Annotated in this window: 15 protein-coding genes and 1 tRNA gene; 14 read left to right on the top strand and 2 right to left on the bottom strand. The window is 60.5% G+C overall.

Annotation, left to right across the window (positions count from 1 at the left end):
• Nucleotides 1-119: 119 nt before the first annotated feature.
• From thrS to WH367_RS20140, 12 genes are all read left to right on the top strand, one after another.
• Nucleotides 120-2,051 carry a threonine--tRNA ligase gene (gene thrS / locus WH367_RS20195; protein WP_021025160.1) on the top strand — a complete coding sequence of 644 codons (1,932 nt, stop codon included), beginning with the start codon at nt 120-122 and terminating at the stop codon, nt 2,049-2,051.
• An 86-nt stretch (nt 2,052-2,137) separates the two neighbouring features.
• A complete protein-coding gene (infC, locus tag WH367_RS20190; protein WP_021025159.1) occupies nt 2,138-2,755 on the top strand; it encodes a translation initiation factor IF-3 in 618 nt (205 codons plus the stop codon).
• A 245-nt stretch (nt 2,756-3,000) separates the two neighbouring features.
• The gene (gene rpmI, locus WH367_RS20185; RefSeq protein WP_021025158.1) at nt 3,001-3,204 is read left to right on the top strand and encodes a 50S ribosomal protein L35; all 204 of its coding nucleotides are present in this window, start codon (nt 3,001-3,003) and stop codon (nt 3,202-3,204) included.
• Nucleotides 3,205-3,230: 26 nt separating this feature from the next.
• Entirely contained in the window at nt 3,231-3,590 is a 360-nt protein-coding gene (rplT, locus tag WH367_RS20180; protein ID WP_021025157.1) for a 50S ribosomal protein L20, read from the top strand.
• Nucleotides 3,591-3,732: 142 nt separating this feature from the next.
• On the top strand, nt 3,733-4,788 hold the full coding sequence (gene pheS / locus WH367_RS20175; protein ID WP_021025156.1) for a phenylalanine--tRNA ligase subunit alpha: 1,056 nt from the start codon (nt 3,733-3,735) through the stop codon (nt 4,786-4,788).
• Nucleotides 4,789-4,938: 150 nt separating this feature from the next.
• Nucleotides 4,939-7,392: a phenylalanine--tRNA ligase subunit beta gene (gene pheT, locus WH367_RS20170; RefSeq protein WP_339537440.1), complete on the top strand. Its 2,454-nt coding sequence runs from the start codon at nt 4,939-4,941 to the stop codon at nt 7,390-7,392.
• Between the two features lie 22 nt (nt 7,393-7,414).
• Nucleotides 7,415-7,741, top strand: a complete 327-nt coding sequence (locus WH367_RS20165; RefSeq protein WP_021025154.1) for an integration host factor subunit alpha — start codon at nt 7,415-7,417, stop codon at nt 7,739-7,741.
• 113 nt (nt 7,742-7,854) lie between these two features.
• The gene (locus WH367_RS20160; protein ID WP_021025153.1) at nt 7,855-8,286 is read left to right on the top strand and encodes a MerR family transcriptional regulator; all 432 of its coding nucleotides are present in this window, start codon (nt 7,855-7,857) and stop codon (nt 8,284-8,286) included.
• 18 nt (nt 8,287-8,304) lie between these two features.
• Nucleotides 8,305-8,381, top strand: a tRNA-Pro gene (locus tag WH367_RS20155).
• A gap of 1,134 nt (nt 8,382-9,515) precedes the next feature.
• Nucleotides 9,516-10,298: a M35 family metallo-endopeptidase gene (locus tag WH367_RS20150; RefSeq protein WP_339537439.1), complete on the top strand. Its 783-nt coding sequence runs from the start codon at nt 9,516-9,518 to the stop codon at nt 10,296-10,298.
• An 11-nt stretch (nt 10,299-10,309) separates the two neighbouring features.
• Nucleotides 10,310-10,756: a hypothetical protein gene (locus WH367_RS20145; RefSeq protein WP_339537438.1), complete on the top strand. Its 447-nt coding sequence runs from the start codon at nt 10,310-10,312 to the stop codon at nt 10,754-10,756.
• 234 nt (nt 10,757-10,990) lie between these two features.
• On the top strand, nt 10,991-13,396 hold the full coding sequence (locus tag WH367_RS20140; protein ID WP_339537482.1) for a DNA polymerase II: 2,406 nt from the start codon (nt 10,991-10,993) through the stop codon (nt 13,394-13,396).
• Nucleotides 13,397-13,478: 82 nt separating this feature from the next.
• Here WH367_RS20140 and WH367_RS20135 read toward each other — a convergent pair whose 3' ends face one another.
• Together WH367_RS20135 and aspT are read right to left on the bottom strand one after the other, a co-directional pair.
• Nucleotides 13,479-15,080, bottom strand: coding sequence for a bifunctional aspartate transaminase/aspartate 4-decarboxylase (locus WH367_RS20135; RefSeq protein WP_021025151.1), 1,602 nt, complete (start codon nt 15,078-15,080; stop codon nt 13,479-13,481).
• A 104-nt stretch (nt 15,081-15,184) separates the two neighbouring features.
• The gene (gene aspT / locus WH367_RS20130; protein WP_021025150.1) at nt 15,185-16,870 is read right to left on the bottom strand and encodes an aspartate-alanine antiporter; all 1,686 of its coding nucleotides are present in this window, start codon (nt 16,868-16,870) and stop codon (nt 15,185-15,187) included.
• 494 nt (nt 16,871-17,364) lie between these two features.
• Between aspT and WH367_RS20125 the strand changes: the two genes are divergently transcribed.
• Together WH367_RS20125 and WH367_RS20120 are read left to right on the top strand one after the other, a co-directional pair.
• Nucleotides 17,365-17,892 (top strand): sigma-70 family RNA polymerase sigma factor, encoded by a 528-nt coding sequence (locus tag WH367_RS20125; protein ID WP_339537437.1) that lies wholly within the window; start codon nt 17,365-17,367, stop codon nt 17,890-17,892.
• Nucleotides 17,889-18,899 carry a FecR domain-containing protein gene (locus WH367_RS20120; RefSeq protein WP_339537436.1) on the top strand — a complete coding sequence of 337 codons (1,011 nt, stop codon included), beginning with the start codon at nt 17,889-17,891 and terminating at the stop codon, nt 18,897-18,899. The genes WH367_RS20125 and WH367_RS20120 overlap by 4 nt, the downstream gene beginning before the upstream one ends.
• Nucleotides 18,900-18,942 lie beyond the last annotated feature (43 nt).

Raw genomic sequence — 18,942 nt, 5'->3', positions numbered from 1 at the left:
GGTGGTTCGCGCCTGTACGACGATTTCGTCTCCTCACACCAAAGCGCGGACAAGCTCCGCGCTTTTTGCTTTTCTGGCAGCGCGGCTTGGTAAAAGCTCACGATTATTTAGGATTTCTCATGGTTCAAATTACGCTTCCCGATGGCTCCAAGCGCGACTACCCGGGCCCCGTGTCGGTGGCCGAGGTCGCTGCATCGATTGGCGCTGGCCTGGCCAAGGCCGCGCTGGCTGGCAAGGTAGGTCTGGGCGACAACGCCAAGGTGGTGGACACCAGCTTTGTCATCGACCGCGACATGCCGCTGTCCATCGTGACGGCCAAGGACGCCGATGGCCTGGAAGTGATCCGCCACTCCACCGCCCACTTGCTGGCCTATGCCGTCAAGGAGCTGTTCCCGGAAGCCCAGGTCACCATCGGCCCGGTGATCGACAACGGTTTCTACTACGACTTCGCCTACAAGCGCCCCTTCACGCCCGAAGACCTGGTGGCGATCGAAAAGCGCATGACCGAGCTGGCCAACAAGGACGAGCCCGTGGTGCGCCGCGTGCTGCCGCGTGACGAAGCCGTGGCCTATTTCAAGGGTCTGGGCGAGAACTACAAGGCCGAGATCATTGCCTCCATCCCCAGCAATGAAGATGTGAGCCTGTACCGCGAAGGCGCGTTCGAAGACCTGTGCCGTGGCCCCCACGTGCCCAGCACCGGCAAGCTCAAGCACTTCAAGCTGATGAAGGTGGCGGGCGCCTACTGGCGCGGCGACCACAACAACGAGATGCTGCAACGCATCTACGGCACGGCCTGGGCCAGCAAGGACGATCTGCAGCAGTACCTGACGATGCTCGAAGAGGCCGAAAAGCGCGACCACCGGAAGCTCGGCCGTGAACTCGACCTGTTCCACATCGACGAGCACTCGCCCGGTACTGTGTTCTGGCACCCCAAGGGCTGGTCGATCTGGCAGGAAGTCGAGCAGTACATGCGCAAGGTGTACCGCGACAACGGCTACCAGGAAGTCAAGGGCCCGCAGATCCTGGACAAGACCCTGTGGGAGAAGACCGGCCACTGGGACAAGTACCGCGAGAACATGTTCACGACCGAGTCGGAAAAGCGCGAGTACGCGCTCAAGCCGATGAACTGCCCCGGCCACATCCTCATCTACAAGCAAGGCATCAAGAGCTACCGCGATCTGCCGCTGCGCTTTGGTGAGTTTGGCGCCTGCCACCGCAACGAGCCCACCGGCTCGCTGCACGGCATCATGCGCGTGCGTGCCTTCACGCAGGATGACGGCCACATCTTCTGCCTGCCCGAGCAGATCCAGGCCGAGGTGACCGCGTTCACCGCACTGCTGCAAAAGGTCTATGCAGACTTTGGCTTCAGCAACATCCTCTACCGCCTCTCGACCCGCCCTGAAAAGCGCATCGGCAGCGACGAGAGCTGGGATGCGGCCGAAGCGGCGCTGGCCGAGGGCCTGCGTGCCTCGGGTTGCGAGTTCGAGTACCTGCCCGGTGAGGGCGCGTTCTACGGCCCCAAGATCGAGTACACCTTGAAGGACGCGCTGGGCCGTGAATGGCAGTGCGGCACCATCCAGGTCGACCCGAACCTGCCCGAGCGCCTCGATGCCGAGTTTGTCGGCGAAGACGGCGAGCGCCACCGCCCCATCATGCTGCACCGCGCGATCGTGGGCTCGCTCGAGCGCTTCATCGGCATCCTGATCGAGCAGCACGCTGGCGCGCTGCCCGCCTGGCTGGCGCCCACGCAGGTGGCCGTGCTCAACATCACCGATGCGCAAGGCGCCTACGTGCAGGAAGTGGCCGACAAACTGCGTAAGGCCTTGCCGAGCCAAGGGCTGCGTGTGGTTACCGATCTGCGCAACGAGAAGATTACGTATAAAATACGGGAGCATTCGTTGCAAAAGCTGCCCTATATTCTTGTCGCCGGCGACAAGGAGAAGGCAGCTGGAGCCGTAGCAGTGCGCGCCCGGGGCGGTAAAGACCTCGGTGTGATGTCCATCGATGCATTCGTCGACTTGATTGCCAAGGACATTGCCGCTAAAGCCTAAACAGCCTCTTGCTGGTTCGTCAAAGCTTTGGACAGCGTGGACTGCGTTTTGAGCAGCTACGCTGTCGTAGTTTTTAAATTTTTAGGGTGAAAGCCATAGCTACTGAATTCCGTGATCGCCGCCACCGCGAAGAACGCAAACACCGTCTGAATCGTGAGATTCAGGCACCAGAAGTGCGTCTGTCCGGTCCTGATAATGAACCGCTGGGCATCGTGCCGCTGATGGAAGCGCTGCGCATGGCCGGAGAGCTGGACGTTGACCTGGTGGAGATTGTCGCCACGGCCACGCCTCCCGTTTGCCGCCTGATGGACTACGGCAAGTTCAAGTATCTGGAGCAAAAGAAGGCGGCTGAGGCCAAGGCCAAGCAAACCGTCATCGAAATCAAGGAAATCAAGTTCCGCCCCGGTACTGATGATGGCGACTACAACGTCAAGATGCGCAATATCCGCCGCTTCTTGGCCGAAGGCGACAAGGTCAAGGTGACCCTGCGCTTCCGTGGTCGTGAAATCACCCACCAGAACCTGGGTATGGACCTGCTCAACCGCATCCGCGACGAGCTGGCCGACCTGATCCAGGTCGAGCAGTTCCCCAAGCTCGAAGGCCGCCAGATGATCATGATGATCGCTCCGGCGCGCAAGAAGCCCGGTGGCGCTGCAGCTGGCAAGCCGGTCGAGGGAAATTCCTCGCCAGTAGCCACAGCTTAAAGAAGCGGTTAGAATACCGGATTACCGACAAGCGGCTTAGGCCGCTTTCGGTTTTTAGCAGGGTAGGGGCAGCAACTGCCTGGGTCTGGGGTTTCGGCCTTGGTGCTCAGGGTGGGCGCAGCCAACGCCTTGCGCATTGATAGAGTAGATGTAATCTAGGTCTGTCACAAAAGTGGCTCGGGGCCAAAACAAGTTTCATCATGGCGATGAAACGCCTCACGAGCACAAACATAAGGAGCATTCACATGCCCAAAATGAAGACCAAAAGCAGCGCGAAGAAGCGTTTTCGCGTTCGTCCAGGTGGCACCGTCAAGCGCGGTCAAGCCTTCAAGCGTCACATCTTGACCAAGAAGACCACCAAGAACAAGCGCCATCTGCGTGGTGCAACCGCTGTGCATGAGACCAACATGGGTCACATGGCACAAATGTTGCCCGGCATGGGCCTGTAATTCACTGACGAACTAGGAGAAAACACATGCCTCGCGTCAAACGTGGTGTAACGGCACGCGCCCGTCACAAAAAAGTTCTGGCCCTTGCTAAGGGTTTCCGCGGTCGCCGTGGTAACGTCTTCCGCGTTGCCAAGCAAGCGGTAATGAAGGCAGGCCAGTACGCCTACCGTGACCGTCGTACCAAGAAGCGCGTGTTCCGCCAACTGTGGATCGCCCGTATCAATGCCGCTTCCCGTGAACTGGGCCTGACCTACAGCCAGTTCGCCAACGGCCTGAAGAAGGCTGCCATTGAAATCGACCGCAAGATGCTGGCCGATATCGCCGTGCACGACAAGGCTGCTTTTGCAGCTATCGTCGACCAAGTCAAGGCCAAGCTGGCTGCCTAAGGTCACGATCGGTAGTTACTGTTGATTTAGTAGCTGCTGGTGCACACACAGCAAGGGCTAGGGCTTGAAAAGGCGCTAGCCCTTGTTTTTTTATCGCCAGGCTGCTTTTGGCGGCCCGGCATCTAAGTCGATAAGAGTCGATATGAACGAGTTGGATTCTCTGGTCGAAAGCGCGCAGCAACTGTTTGCGCAGGCCCATACCCCCGCTGATCTGGAAAACGCCAAGGCGCAGTTTCTGGGCAAGTCGGGCAAGATGACCGAGCTCATGAAGGGCATGGCGCAGCTTTCCGTCGAAGAGAAAAAATCGCGCGGTGCCGCCATCAACGTGGCCAAGCAGGCGATTGAGGCGGCCTTGACGGCACGCCGCAAGGCGCTGGCCGATGCCGAGCTGCAAGCCCACCTCAAGGCCGAAGTGCTGGATGTGAGCCTGCCCGGCCGCCGCCGCGGCAGCGGTGGTCTGCACCCCGTGTCCATCACGATGGAGCGCATCGAAGGCATCTTCGGCTCCATGGGCTTCGATGTGGCCGAAGGCCCCGAGATCGAATCCGACTGGTTCAACTTCACCGCGCTCAACACGCCGGAAGACCATCCCGCGCGCTCGATGCACGACACCTTCTATGTGGAAGGCGGCACCCAGCACGCGCCCAACCTGCTGCGCACGCACACCAGCCCGATGCAGGTGCGCCATGCGGTCCAGCACGTCAAGCGCTACCGCAACCTGATCGACGCGGGCCAGACCATGCCCGAGATCCGCGTGATCGCGCCGGGCCGCACCTACCGCGTGGACTCGGACGCCACCCACTCGCCGATGTTCCACCAGTGCGAAGGCCTGTGGATCGGTGAGAACGTGAGCTTCAAGGACCTCAAGGTCGTGTTCACCGACTTTTGCAAGACCTTCTTCGAGCAGGATGATTTGGTGCTGCGCTTTCGCCCCAGCTTCTTCCCGTTCACCGAGCCCTCGGCCGAGATCGACATCCAGTTCCAAAGCGGGCCGCTGGCCGGCCGCTGGCTGGAAGTCTCGGGCGCCGGCCAGGTGCACCCCAATGTGGTGCGCAACATGGGGCTCGATCCCGAGAAATACATTGGCTTTGCCTTTGGCATGGGCCCCGACCGCCTGACCATGCTGCGTTATGGCGTCAATGACCTGCGCCTGTTCTTTGACGGCGACATCCGCTTCCTGTCGCAGTTCCAGTCATGAGCACGGAGCGGTTGGTGCTGCAGATCTGCAATGTGATCCCCAGCCCCCGGGCAGCTTGCGCTGCCAGCCGCTCCCCATTGAAAAGCAAGAACGCCCGGCCTGCCGCTGCCCAAGACGGTGCAGCAGGCCTGAACGCCAAAGAGTCCGACTATGCAATTTCCTGAATCCTGGTTGCGCCAATACTGCAACCCGTCGCTGACCACCCAAGAGCTGGCCGATACCTTGACCATGGCAGGCCTCGAGGTCGAAGAACTCGACCCCGTAGCGCCCCCCTTCACCGGCATCGTCGTCGGTGAAATCAAGGAAGCGGTGCAACACCCCGATGCCGACCGCCTGCGCGTCTGCCAGGTCGATGTCGGTGGCCCCGAGTTGCTGAGCATCGTCTGCGGCGCGCCCAATGCGCGCGTGGGCATCCGCATCCCTTGCGCCACCGTGGGCGCCGAGCTGCCCCCCGGCGCGGATGGCAAGCCCTTCAAGATCAAGATCGGCAAGCTGCGCGGCGTGCAAAGCTTTGGCATGCTGTGCTCGGCCAAGGAGCTGGGCATTGCCGATGACCACGGCGGTCTGCTGGAGCTGCCCGCCGATGCGCCGCTGGGCCAGAACTTGCGCGAGTACCTGAACCTCGACGACACCTTGTTCACCCTCAAGCTCACGCCCAATCTGGCGCATTGCCTGTCGGTCTATGGTGTGGCGCGTGAGCTGTCGGCACTGACCGGCACGCCGCTCAAGGCGCTGTCCTTCCCGGCCGCTGCCGTGGCCTCGCAAGACAAGCTGCCCGTCAAGATCGAGGCGACCGACCTGTGCGGGCGCTTTTCCGGCCGCATCGTGCGCAACGTCAACACCCAGGTCAAGACCCCACAGTGGATGGTCGACCGCCTGGCCCGCTGCGGCCAGCGCGCTGTCAGCCCCCTGGTCGACATCTCCAACTATGTGATGTTCGAGCTGGGCCGTCCCAGCCACATCTTCGATCTGGACAAGATCAGCGGCGGCCTGAGCGTGCGCTGGGGCAAGCAGGGCGAAACGCTCAAGCTGCTCAACGGCAACACCATCGAGATCGACGACTTCCTCAAGGTCGGTGTGATCGCGGACGCGCACGGCCTGGAGTCGCTGGCCGGCATCATGGGTGGCGATGCCACCGCCGTGTCCGACGACACCAAGAACATCTATATCGAAGCGGCCTTCTGGTTCCCCAAGGCCGTTGCCGGCCGCTCGCGCCACTTCAATTTCTCGACCGACGCGGGCCACCGCTTCGAGCGCGGTGTGGACCCCCAGTTCACCACCGAGCACATCGAGCGCATCACCCAGCTGGTGCTGGAGATCTGCGGCACGCCTGAGACCCAGGTGGCCGCCATGGACGACCAGCAGCCCAACATGCCTGCGCCCAAGACGGTGCAGCTGCGCGTGGCACGTGCGGCCAAGGTCATCGGCATGCCGGTGACCCAGCAGCAGTGCCTCGATGCGCTGAACGGCCTGGGTCTGCCCGCCACCGTGGCGCAAGAAGGCGTGATCAGCGTGACTGCGCCTACCTTCCGCTTCGACATCAACCTGGAAGAAGACCTGGTTGAAGAAATCGCGCGGATGATTGGCTACGAGAACCTGCCCACCAGCAAGCCGCTGGCGCCGATCTCGCCCAAGCTGCGTGCCGAGAACTCCCGCAGCCCCTACGCCGTGCGCCACGCACTGGCCGGCCTGGGCTACCAGGAGACGATCAACTTCAGCTTTGTCGAAGAAAAGTGGGAGCAGGAACTGGCGGGCAACACCCAGGCCATCAAGCTGCTCAACCCCATCGCCAGCCACCTGAGCGTGATGCGCTCGTCGTTGCTGGGCTCGCTGCTGCAGGTGCTCAAGTTCAATGTGGACCGCAAGGCTCAGCGCGTGCGCGTGTTCGAGCTGGGCCGCGTGTTCTTCAAGGACGACGCGGTCGCCGAGTCCGACACCACCGTCAAGGGCTTCCACCAGCCCATGCGCGTGGCGGGCCTGGCCTATGGCGCAGCCGACCAGCTGCAATGGGGCCGCAGCGAGACCAAGGTCGATTTCTACGACGTCAAGGGCGATGTCGAGGCACTGCTCGCACCGCTCAAGCCGGTGTTTGAAGCGGCCGAGCACCCCGCGCTGCACCCCGGCCGCTGCGCCCGCGTGCTGCTGGACGGCAAGGCCATCGGCTTTGTTGGCGAGCTGCACCCCCAGTGGCGCCAGGAATGGGAGCTGGCCCAGGCGCCGGTGATGTTCGAGCTGGCCCTCGATGCCGTGCTGGCACGCCAGGTGCCGGTGTTCGCACCGGTGGCCAAGCACCAGATGGTCGAGCGCGACATTGCCGTCGTGGTCAAGGAAGCCGTCACCCACGCCCAGATCATGCAGGCCATCACGGCTGCCAGCGCAGGTGCTATCCTGCGCAGTGCCGTGCTGTTTGACGTGTTCCGGCCCAAGAAGCTCAAGGCCGGTGAAGAGGCCGCCGCGGGCAGCCTGGCTCAGGATGAGAAGAGCCTGGCCGTGCGTCTGAGCCTGGGCCATGACGAGCGCGCGCTCGAAGACACCGAGATCGAAGCGGCCGTGCAGGCCGTGGTCGAACAACTCACACAAAGCCTGGGTGCGCGTCTGCGCTGATCCCACACGCGAGGATTGCTATATGGAATTCACCGTTGAGAGCCTGGAACAACCTGCGCTGACCAAGGCGCAGCTGGCCGATATGCTGTTTGACAACATCGGCCTGAACAAGCGCGAAGCCAAGGACATGGTCGATGCCTTTTTCGACCTGATCTCGGAGAGCTTGATCAAGGGCGAGGATGTGAAGCTGTCGAGCTTTGGCAATTTCCAGGTGCGCATGAAAAAGGCCCGCCCCGGCCGCAATCCGCGCACCGGCGAAGAGGTGCCGATCGAGGCGCGCCGCGTGGTCACCTTCCATGCCAGCGGCAAGCTCAAGGATTCGGTGCAGGCCCCCGCCGATATGGAGTGACGCAGGCCCTGGGCGCGCGGCCGCCTGCAGTGCGTTGGCACTGAAGGTCAAACCGTCGCCCGCTTTCGCCTATATGCAACACGGCCGCTTTCGCGGCTGTTTACAATTTGTCCATGGAAAAACAGCTGCCCCCCATCCCTGCCAAGCGCTACTTCACCATCGGTGAGGTATCGGTGCTGTGCGACGTCAAGCCGCATGTGCTGCGCTACTGGGAGCAGGAGTTCACGCAGCTGCGCCCGGTCAAGCGCCGGGGCAACCGCCGCTATTACCAGCACCACGAGGTGCTGATGATCCGCCGCATCCGTGAGCTGCTCTATGAGCGGGGCTTTACGATCAGCGGCGCGCGCAACCAGCTCCAGTCACTGCCGCGCGGCCAGGCCATGCTTGATGCGCTGGAAGACGACAGCATGTTCGCGCTGCAGGACGAAGGTGCCGATACGCTGGCTGCCGGCATGGCTGAAAGCGCCGAACCGCTGAGCTGGCAGCAGGCCGCGATCGAATTGCAAGAAATTCGTCGCATTCTTTCCGGAGACCCCGAAAACTAGGTATATAATTCAAGTCTTCGGAATGTAGCGCAGCCTGGTAGCGCACTTGCATGGGGTGCAAGGGGTCGCGAGTTCGAATCCCGCCATTCCGACCAAAAAGACAAGGACTTAGCTCGAAAGAGCTAAGTCCTTTTTCTTTTGTTGCGCGCATGCGTTCAAGTGCTTTGCCAAGGCTTGATGCCGTCTCTCTCCGTCTCTCCGTCTCTCCGTCTCTCCGTCTCTCCGTCTCTCCGTCTCTCCGTCTCTCCGTCTCTCCGTCTCTCTGTGCACGCGCTAGCGTGCACGTCGCAGCTCACTGGCTCATTGCCTCCAACATCATCAGCTTGCCTGCTCGCCTTGACCGGTGCTGCTTGGGTTATGGGCGAGCCAGCAGATCGTGAGAGTGTGTATTCGTTAATTGGATGTAACACGACTGCATACAGGACCTTCCTGAGGCACAGTGCTGAAGCCGGCACTTTCTCTCTATTCCTTGCGCATGGAATCTGGGCCTTCAGAATTACTTCTTGAAGCTTGGCGCTTTGATCTGCATCGCGTATCCATAAAACCAATTTACTTATTTGATTTCATTCATGTCTGTATTAGGCACATACAGCTAATTGCTTGATAGTTTTTCTGAACCAGTCATGATAGTCTTGTTGATGATTTCTTCATGAAAGGCTGGTTTGATATGAGACTAATGCAATAAAAAATATATCTTTATTTATTGATGTTCATTTTATTTTTTTGCCTCGGCATGCATTATTGCAGACTTGCAATATGACGTGGAATACAGTGACAACAGCACTTCAATGAGTGTAAAGTAGACAGTTGGCAGAGTGGTTTATGGATTTGCGAGATGGTATAGGTATCAGTTGCGCTTATATGTTTAATGGTTTAATCTCTTGTGATGGCCAAACTCATGTGGTTTCGGAATCTCGTCGTGAGAAAATTCTGCAATTATTAAAGATCCTGAATATAAACGGCGCAGAAATAAAATATGGTGATTAAAAATTAAAAAGTGCTTCGGGTAGATGTCACCTTGTTGGCTAAGTGTTTTTAATGCAGGAGTTCAGCCTCTATGTGCAGAGGCTAGATCGTGTTGTGGTGGTGGATGCCGATGATTCAATCGGTTATTTTTGTTTGAGGTGATTTTTAGAGATGAGAATCCAAAAATCTCAATTAAGTAATGTTTGGCGTTATGAATAACTTCACGATTTTATGATGTTTAATGCTTTGCAAATGGAGAAGGTATGCCAATATTCAAAGTCCCTGGATCTTTGGGTGTAAATGTTCCAGGACCAAACGGGTTTGGAAGAGATCCATTCTATTTTAATGGTATACACCAAGCACCTAGTTGCGGCTCTAATGGTGGCTGCGATCCCTATCAGCCTCATCACATGGCGCACAAGCAGTCTCCTTTAGATGCACCTGATTGGGATGGGGTCGTTAATATTTGCTATGACGTCAAAGGGCGGCGGTTTGGTGAACTGATGATGAGTTTGAGAGACTCTGCGATAAGCTACGCACAAGACAGGCGTGACGAGCTATCGCGGTGGGATGAAATTAGCAAAGGAAGGACCCAGAAATGGTTTAATAGTTCAGATGGAGAAATCCGCGACTACTTGCTTCGTGTATTAGATTCAGTCATAAGGGTTCTGAAGTCCCTCACTCCTGAAAATTTTGAGTATGACACCCAAGAGAATAGCGTGCGATCAGGTTGTTTACCCGGGCAAGGTATGGTGTTGACGGGAGTGCTTGCGGCAGTTTGCCCAACGGATATATTGGCACATCGTATTGCCATAAATATGGGATTCTTCGAATTGCCAAAAATGGGATATTCCTATGGTGGCACAGAGTTTGGGCAGAAAGATTCGCAGTTATTGACGCTTATTCATGAGGTGACACATTTCTATGATGTTGCAGGATCTATCGATAGTTTTAATGGCGTGTTCAATGCGGCTAAAAACTTTAGTGATGCTAAAGCAAAAATGAATGCAGATGGCTTGGCTGCATATATATTAGGTATTGACTAATTGTCTGAATATTGGATGTTGATATGAGATGTATTAGATTTCTTGTCATTGCTTTATCTTTCATCTTAAACTCTCCTGCCATTGCGTGTAAGCTAGGTGGCGTCCAGCAGTTTATTGAGTTCGAGGAGGGAAGCACCACCATTGGCAAGTCCACGGCCCGTAATGTAGTACTGTGGTTTCTTGATTGGAGGGATATTGATGGTATTAGTTCGGTTTTGATTTTTACACATTACAGTGTAAATAATAAAAATACTGAAGATATTTCAGCAAAACGCTTGAGTAATATTTCCAAATTGATTGCTCCATTGGTTGGGGAGGGAATTGAAGTTGAATATGTAAATTCGCCTAAAGAACCAAAGTCAAGAGCAGCTGCAAAATACTATTTCAACACGTTGGGAATTAGCATACAGCCCAAATGCATCGAAACTCAGTCGTGCTGTGGTGGAAATATGCGGTGATAGGTGGCATAGTGATGTGTATTTTTATTTTTCTAAAATGAGAGAATTCGGCTTTTGTTGAAATGCTCCTAATCCCAGCGGCCCTTGCAGGATAGGTTCAGCAACTTCCATTTTTAGAGAAACCAAGAAAGAGCATCGCCATCTCAGAATTCCTCTAGCTGGGCGCGATCCCTGCACTGAGCGACGACAATAGAAGGAGCTGCTGTCGGCTCCCTTTTGTTCGCTTCGTCTACCGTGCCCACCACCCCCCTCCAAGGATTCATCCTGACCCGCCATTGGCGGGACACGGCTGCGGGCACCGAGATGGAGTACTGGCTGGCGACCGATGCCGGGCCGCTCAAAGTGCTGCTGACGCGGCAGGTCTCGGTGGCGTTTGTCGAGGCGCGGCACCGGGTGGTGGTGCAGACGCAGCTGCTGGCCATGCCCGGTATGGAGCTGCGCGAGCTGGCCCTCAAAAATTTTCAGCAGGAGCCGGTGCTGGGCGTCTATGCCACGCATTACCGGCAGTTGGGCAAGCTCGCGCGCGGCTTGAAGCAGCTCGATGTATCGCTTTTGGAAGCCGATGTGCGGCCCCATGAGCGCTATTTGATGGAGCGCTTTATCACTGCGGGCGTGCAGGTTGAAGGCGGACAACTGCAAGGCAGCACCGTGGTGGACTGCAAGCTGTTGCCCGCGCCAGCCTACCGGCCTGCGCTCAAAGTCGTGTCGCTCGATATCGAAACCAGCCAGCACCAGGATCTGTACTCGATTGCGCTCGATGGCGTGGGCGAGCGCGTGGTGTACATGCTGGGCGATGCCCCGGTACCCGATGCCCCGGCGCCCGACGCACCGGCAGAGCAGGCTGAACCCAGCAGCGATTTCAGGCTGGTGTATTGCGCGAGCCGCAAGGCGATGATCGAAGAGCTCAACGCCTGGTTTGCGCGCCATGACCCGGATGTCATCGTCGGCTGGAATGTGATCCAGTTTGACCTGCGGGTGCTGCAAAAGACCGCAGACGATTGTGCGACCCCGCTGCTGCTGGGGCGCGAGGGCCGGCCCATTGCCTGGCGCGCGCACCCGGGCAAGCAGGACTACTGGTTTGCGCCGATGCCGGGCCGCGCGGTGATCGATGGCATCGAGGCCTTGCGGGCGGCGGTGTGGAGCTTTCCGTCATTCAGCCTGGAGAACGTGGCCCAGGCCTTGCTGGGCGAGGGCAAGGACATTGGCGACGAGTACGACAAGATGGCCGAGATCGAGCGCCGCTACCAAGAGGACAAGCCCGCGCTGGCGGCCTACAACATCCGCGACTGCGAGCTGGTGCTGCGCATTTTTGACAAGGCCCAGCTGCTGCAGTTTGCGATGGAGCGGGCGCATGCCACCGGCCTGCAGCTGGACCAGTTTGGCGGCTCGATAGCGGCGTTCAGCCACCACTACCTGCCGCGCATGCACCGCCAAGGTTATGTGGCGCCCAATGTGGGCGATGTGCGGGGCAAGTCCTCGCCCGGTGGCTATGTGCTCGATTCGCGGCCGGGCTTTTATGACTCGGTGGTGGTGCTCGATTACAAAAGCCTCTATCCGTCCATCATCCGCACCTACCTGGTTGACCCGGTGGGCCTGGCCGAAGGCCTGCATGCCAGCGATTCCGCATCGCTGATTCGCGGGCCGATGGACACGCGCTTTTCGCGCGACAAGCACTGCCTGCCCGAGATCGTCACCACGCTGTGGCGTGCGCGCGATGAGGCCAAGCGCACGAAGAACGAGCCGCTGTCGCAGGCGCTCAAGCTGGTGATGAACTCGTTTGCCGGGGTGCTGGGCGCGACGGAATGCCGCTTTTTCAACCCGGCGCTGATCTCGTCGATCACCTTGCGCGGCCATGAGATGGTCAAACGCACCAAGGCGCTGGTGCAGCAGCGCGGCTACGAGGTCATCTACGGGGATACCGATTCGATCTTTATCTGGCTGGGGCGCGCCCACAGCAACCAGGAGGCCCATGCGGTGGCCGCATCGCTGGTCAGCGATATCAATGCCTGGTGGACGCAAGGCCTGCGCCAGGAACAGAACCTCGAGAGCTTTCTCGAGATCGAGTTCGACACGCACTACAAGAAGTTCTTCATGCCCACGATCCGGGGCTCGGATGTGGGCAGCAAAAAGCGCTATGCGGGCCTGAGTGTGGATGCCGAGGGCAAGGAGGCCATGGTCTACCGGGGCCTGGAGATGGCGCGCAGCGACTGGACCCTGTTGGCGCGCCAGTTCCAGGAAGGGCTGCTCTCACGGGTCTTTCAAGGCGAGCCCTACCGTGACTTTGTCATCGACTATGCGAAGGCGACCCTGGCTGGCCAAAAGGATGACTTGCTGGTCTACCGCAAGCGCCTGCGCCACCGGCTCGATGCCTATGTGGCCAACCTGCCGCCGCAGGTGCGCGCCGCCCGCATGGCCGATGACTACAACCGGCGCCTGGGCCGCCCGCTGCAGTACCAGGGCGGTGGCTGGATTCGCTATGTGATGGGCAAGAGCGGGCCCGAGCCCCTGGAGGTGCGCCAGTCACCGATCGACTACGAGCACTACCTGAGCAAGCAGCTGCAGCCGATTGCCGATTCGATTTTGCAGCCGCTGGGGGAGGACTTCAACAGCCTCACCTCGCTGCAGCAGGAACTGTTCTAACGGCCTGCTGCAGTGGCTGCTGGGAGCTGGGGCGGGCAGCGCAGGGGGGGCCTGCACTGCCGCGTTTGCGTGCCTGAGCGGCTCAGGGCTTGGCGCCCGACTGCGCCTGGAACTGCGCGTACAGCTCGTCCACCAGCTTGCGCAAGGCGCGGCCAATGGCGGCGTACTCGTACTCGTTGAGGTTGGCGAGCGATGCGCGGCCCGATGGCCGGTTGGAGCCAAAGCCCCGGCCCGGCAGCAGCACAATGCCAGTCTCGTCGGCAATGCGGAACAGCATGTCGCCGGTAGACGATTGCTTGACCGCCCAGTCGGAAAACGCCTGGCCATAGAGCCGGCAGGTCACGCTCTGCAGGTCGATCAGGGTGTAGTAGTTGACGGAGTTGGGGTTGTGCAGCGGCGGCATGCCCAGCTCCCGGTACAAGGTGGCTTCGCGGCGGCGGATCAATTGCTTGAGCGCCTGCTTGTAGGCATCGGCTTCATCGATCAGCGCAAACAGCGAGAACAGCACCATCTGCACCTGCTGCGGGGTGGACAGGCCGGCCGTATGGTTCAGCGCCACCACGCGGCTGTCGGCCACCAGGCGGTCGATGAACTTGAGCGAGCGCACATCGGGCAGCAGCGAGCGGTAGCGGTGGTCCAGCTCGACCTTGGCGCTCTCGGGCAGCTGGGCCAGGGCCTTGTCGAAGACATTCTCTTTGTGCGCGGCAATCACGCCCAGACGCCAGCCGGTGGCACCAAAGTACTTGGAGAAGGAGTAGACCAGCAAAGTGTTGTGCGGGCAGACCGAGAACAGCGACTGGAAGTCGTCGGCAAAGGTGCCGTAGACATCGTCGGTCAGCACCATCAGATCGGGCCGGTGGTCGGCAATGATGGTCTTGATGCGCTCCAGACTGCGCTGGTCCATCTTGACCGAGGGCGGGTTGCTGGGGTTGACGCAGAAGAAGATCTTGACGGCCGGGTCGCGCAGCTTGTCCAGCTCCGCGTCAGAGTACTGCCAGCCATTGTCCGGATCGGCATGGATGGGCACCTCTTCCAGTGCGTACTGCGCCAGCTCGGGGATCTCGATATAGGGCGTGAACACCGGCATGCCGATGGCGACCTTGTCACCAGCCTTGAGCAGGCCGCTGATGCGCAGGCTCTCGAAGATATAGGCCATCGCGGCCGTGCCGCCTTCCACTGCAAACAGGTCGACCGACTCCACCGGCACGGCGCCGCCGGCCATCTCGCGCACGATGTACTGGCGCACGATCTTCTCGCTCACGCTCAGCATGCGCGGTGGCACCGGGTAGTTGCAGCCCAGGATGCCGTCCACCATCTCGTGCAGGAAGGCAGCCGGGTCCAGGCCCAGCTGGTCGCGCACATAGCTGAGCGACTTGGCCAGAAAGCGCACGCCTTCCTGGTCGCGGTGCTCGGCGGTGTAGCGCTCAAAGCGGTTTTCAATGCCCTCGATATTGGCCAGGCCGCCAATGCCTGCCGTCATGTACGAGTACGACAGCTCGGACTCGGCCGCCGCAAACAGCCCCAGGCGAAAGAACGCGCGGCGCGGCGTGGTCGCCAGAAAGTTCGGGTTGCCGCGCCCGGCATTGAGCATCAGCCGATTGGCCTTGCCCGATGCCACCTTGATCAATTCATCCTTGAGCTCGAACGGGCTCAAATGGGCCAGACGCTGGTAGTCCTGAGACATGGTGCAACTCCTTGCAGTCGTTGATAAACGGGATAAATGAGAAGAGGGGGAGGCGGCGCAACGCCGCCTGGGTATCCATAGAAAAGAGGGCGCAGCAGCGCCCCTCAGGCAAACGCGATGACCAGCGGGCCCAGCAGTGTCAGAAACACATTGGCCAGCGCATAGGTGATCGCAAACGGCACCGTGGGGATGGCGTTGCCCGCCTTGTCCAGCACCTCGCCAAAGGCCGGGTTGGCGCTGCGTGCGCCCGACAGCGCCCCGGCAAAGATAGCGACGTTCTCATAGCGCAGCACATACTTGCCAAACAGCATCGCAATCAGCAGCGGCACGATGGTCACCACCATGCCCATCAGAAAGAGGCTCAGGCCTTGCTCCATCACCGTGCTCACCGCCTGCTGGCCCGACTGCAGGCCGACCATGGCCACAAAGCCGGCCAGGCCCAGGTCGCGCAACAGGGTGGATGCCGCAGTCGGCATATTGCCCAAGGTGTGCTTGCGGCTGCGCCACCAGCCAAACAGCAGGCCCGCCAGCAAGGCGCCGCCACCGCTGCCCAGGGTGATGGGGATGGAGCCGATGCGGAGCACCAAAAGACCGATCAGCAGCCCGACCGTGATGCCCAGGCCGTGGAAGACAAAGTCGGTCTTGTCGCTGGGAATGAGGATGGGGCCCACCGACTGCGCGGCGTTCTGCACATCCTGGGGTGTGCCAAACAGGGTCACCACATCGCCGGGCACGATCAGGGTCGTGGGCGTGATCGGCAGCGGCGAGCCCGAGCGCGTCAGCGCCACCGCATAGACGCCATGCTTGAACTCGGGCGTGAGGCTGTCCAGAATGTCCTTGACGCTGCGGTTGAGGTACTGGCTGTTGGTGATGGACACATCGCGGCGCACCATGACCACGTCCATGTCTTCGGCGCTTTGCAGCTCATCACCGATGTTGGCGCCCAGCGCCACCACCGCAGCGCGCCGGCCCACCAGCAGCACAATGTCGCCCGCTTCCAGCACCAGCTGCGGGTCCACGCCGACCAGCGCATTCTTGCGGCGGATACGCTCGATGGTGACCGAGCCTTGCGGGGTGCTGGCCTCCAGCTCGGCCACCGTGCGGCCTGACTGCTTGACCTTGAAGATGCGGCCCACCAGATCGGGCGCCGCAGGCGATTCGCCCGCGCCATAGACATGCACGCCCTTGAGCATTTCCTGCTCGGCCTGGATGGCGTCGTCATGGATCTTGCGGCCGGTGAGCCACTGCAGCACATTCACGCACAGCAAGATGGCGCCGAAGGAGCCAAAGATATAGGTCACCGCATAGCCGATGGCCACATTGGCCTGCATGCGCTGCACCTCATCGGCGGCCAGGCCCAGCTTCTCAATGGCAGAGCCTGCCGTGCCGATGATGGCCGACTGCGTCATGCCGCCGGCGGCCAGCCCTGCAGCCAGCCCCTTGTCCAGGTGGAAGACCCGCGCCAGCACCACGACGGTGATGAGGCCCGAGATGGCGACCACGGCCGCCATCAATATCTCCTTGATCGACTGCCGTCCCAGGGAGCGAAAGAACTGGGGCCCGCTCTCAAAACCCACGGCATAGATGAACAGCGCAAACAGCACCGCCTTGATGCCTGAGTCGATGGTCACCCCCACCTGGCTGATCAACACGGCCGCCAGCAGTGAGCCCGCCACGCCCCCCAGCTGGAACGAGCCAAACCGCAGCTTGCCGACCCCATAGCCAAGTGCCAGCGATGCAAACAGCGCTATCTCGGGCGCCTGGTGCAAGATACCTCTGAGCCAATCCATACGAGCCTTTCCAATCAAAAGAAGGCTGCTCTACCGCATTAAACCCATGTCGCGCGGTGTACAGCTTGTTAAGAATTGTTGTCATTGGGGCGCTGACCACGTTAACCGAGGTGGCCGAAATCTGCATGTAGGACGGGGCTGGCAAAACAGCCGGACCGCCAGACATTGACCCATATCAAATTGTTGTTTTTTCAAAGGCTTAGCGCGCGGTATAGCGCTGTGCTGTCGATGTCTTTCGCTCCCAGCAGGCTGAGTGGGGCCGTAAGTGAGCGCCTCCCTCTGGCCCGGCGATGGCCGGTTTTCATCGCTGGGTTGCCGTGTTGAAGCCGGGTGACAGGCGCAGCATCCGGCCCGAGTGCTGATGCGTTCTCACCACAGCTCCATGGGTGTTTATAGATATGGCAGATGGCCCCAGACAAGATTTGGTTAAAATTAAATAAGAATGATTCTTGTTTGAATGCGGCTGCCCAGGGCCTGCACAGAACCGGCTCTCCATGCCTTCCACCGCCCCCACGCCACACGGCGACATTGCTGCGCTCTACCTTGACCACCATGGCTGGCTGCAGGGCTGGCTGCGCCGCAAGCTCGGTCATGCGGGTGATGCAGCCGATCTGGCGCAGGACACCTTTGTGCGCCTGCTCGATGCACCCGAGCACAGCCCCGAGAAACAAAGTGGCTGGCAGCTGCGCGAGCCGCGTGCCTACCTGACCCTGGTTGCCAAGCGCCTGGTCGCCAACCTGCACCGCCGCCGCTCGCTGGAGCAGGCCTACCTGGAAGCGTTGGCGCTGATGCCCGAGCTGCTGGCGCCATCGCCCGAGCACCAGGCCATCATTTTGGAAACCCTGCAGCAGCTCGATGCCGTGCTCGATGGCCTGCCCGCGCCGGTGCGTGCGGCTTTCCTGCTGGCGCAGCTGGAAGGCATGGCCTATGCCGATATTGCCAGCCGCCTGCAATGCAGCGAGCGCACGGTCAAACGCTATATGGCCCAGGCGATGGCGCGCTGCATCGTGCTGATGCCATGAGCGCCTTGCATCCGGCCCCGGGCCAGGCAGCAGCGCCCGCGGCCAGCATCACCCCCATCAGCGAGCAGGCCGCACTGCAGGCGGCAGAATGGTTTTTTCTGCTGCAGGCGGGTGATGCCAGCGCGCAGGACTGGGCACGCTGGCAGCAATGGCTGGCGGCTGATGCTGTGCATGCCGCGGCCTGGCACAAGGCCCAGCGCCTGGCCGGCCAGATGGCGCAATTGCCGCCGTCGCTGGCGATGGCCGCGCTGGACCGACCCGCCGCCCAGCGCCGGCAAGCGATTCGCGGCCTGGCTGCCTTGCTGGTGGCAGCCCCGCTGGGCTGGATGGCCTGGCGCCACAGCGAGCAAGCGGGCTGGCTGGCCGATTACCACACCGCCACCGGCGAGCAGCGCGCGCTGGTGCTGGCCGATGGCAGCCAGCTCCAGCTCGATACCGCCACCGCCATCGATGTGCGCTTTGACAGCGCGCTGCGCCTGATCCGGGTGCAGCAGGGCGCCATCCATGTGCAGACCGCTGCCGACCCGGTGGTACCTGCGCGCCCGCTGGTCGTGGCCACGCCCCAGGGGCGGCTGCGGGCGCTGGGCACGCGCTTTGCCGTGCGGGTGCAAGGCGATGCGACAGCGGTGGCGGTGCTCGAAGGCGCGGTGGAGATGCGGCCTACGCAAGCTGGCGGCAGCGCTGTGGTGCTGCATGCCGGCCAGCAGGCGCAGCTGCATGCCGATGGCGCCTCCGCCATCGAGGCCGTGGCGCCACAGGCGGACAGCTGGACCCGGGGTGTGCTGCATGTGCGCAATATGCGGCTGGCCGATTTTGCTGCCGAGCTGGGCCGCTACCGCAGCGGTCTGCTGCGCTGTGATCCGGCGGTGGCCGAGCTGCGGCTGTCGGGCAGTTTTCAGCTGCGCGATACCACGCCGGTGCTGGACAGCCTGCCCGATCTGCTGCCGGTGCAGGTCGTCTACCGCAGCCGCTACTGGGTGACCCTGGTTGCGGCTGGCGCCTCCTGATCCATGGCCTGGTTTTTCTTTTTCAAAATTTTTTGCTCCCAGC

The sequence above is a fragment of the Comamonas sp. MYb21 genome, from assembly GCF_037479395.1.
In the GTDB taxonomy this organism is placed as follows: domain Bacteria; phylum Pseudomonadota; class Gammaproteobacteria; order Burkholderiales; family Burkholderiaceae_C; genus Comamonas.
The sequence above is the reverse complement of the archived record's forward strand: the minus strand, read 5'-3'. Positions and strand labels throughout refer to the sequence as shown.

Bases quoted from the DNA above. Each gene is read 5' to 3' on its own strand.
- pheT (WP_339537440.1), top strand. From the start codon at position 4,939: ATGCAATTTCCTGAATCCTGGTTGCGCCAATACTGCAACCCGTCGCTG.
- thrS (WP_021025160.1), top strand. From the start codon at position 120: ATGGTTCAAATTACGCTTCCCGATGGCTCCAAGCGCGACTACCCGGGC.
- WH367_RS20120 (WP_339537436.1), top strand. From the start codon at position 17,889: ATGAGCGCCTTGCATCCGGCCCCGGGCCAGGCAGCAGCGCCCGCGGCC.
- WH367_RS20150 (WP_339537439.1), top strand. From the start codon at position 9,516: ATGCCAATATTCAAAGTCCCTGGATCTTTGGGTGTAAATGTTCCAGGA.
- aspT (WP_021025150.1), bottom strand. From the start codon at position 16,870: ATGGATTGGCTCAGAGGTATCTTGCACCAGGCGCCCGAGATAGCGCTG.
- WH367_RS20160 (WP_021025153.1), top strand. From the start codon at position 7,855: ATGGAAAAACAGCTGCCCCCCATCCCTGCCAAGCGCTACTTCACCATC.
- rplT (WP_021025157.1), top strand. From the start codon at position 3,231: ATGCCTCGCGTCAAACGTGGTGTAACGGCACGCGCCCGTCACAAAAAA.
- rpmI (WP_021025158.1), top strand. From the start codon at position 3,001: ATGCCCAAAATGAAGACCAAAAGCAGCGCGAAGAAGCGTTTTCGCGTT.
- WH367_RS20125 (WP_339537437.1), top strand. From the start codon at position 17,365: ATGCCTTCCACCGCCCCCACGCCACACGGCGACATTGCTGCGCTCTAC.
- WH367_RS20165 (WP_021025154.1), top strand. From the start codon at position 7,415: ATGGAATTCACCGTTGAGAGCCTGGAACAACCTGCGCTGACCAAGGCG.
- WH367_RS20135 (WP_021025151.1), bottom strand. From the start codon at position 15,080: ATGTCTCAGGACTACCAGCGTCTGGCCCATTTGAGCCCGTTCGAGCTC.
- pheS (WP_021025156.1), top strand. From the start codon at position 3,733: ATGAACGAGTTGGATTCTCTGGTCGAAAGCGCGCAGCAACTGTTTGCG.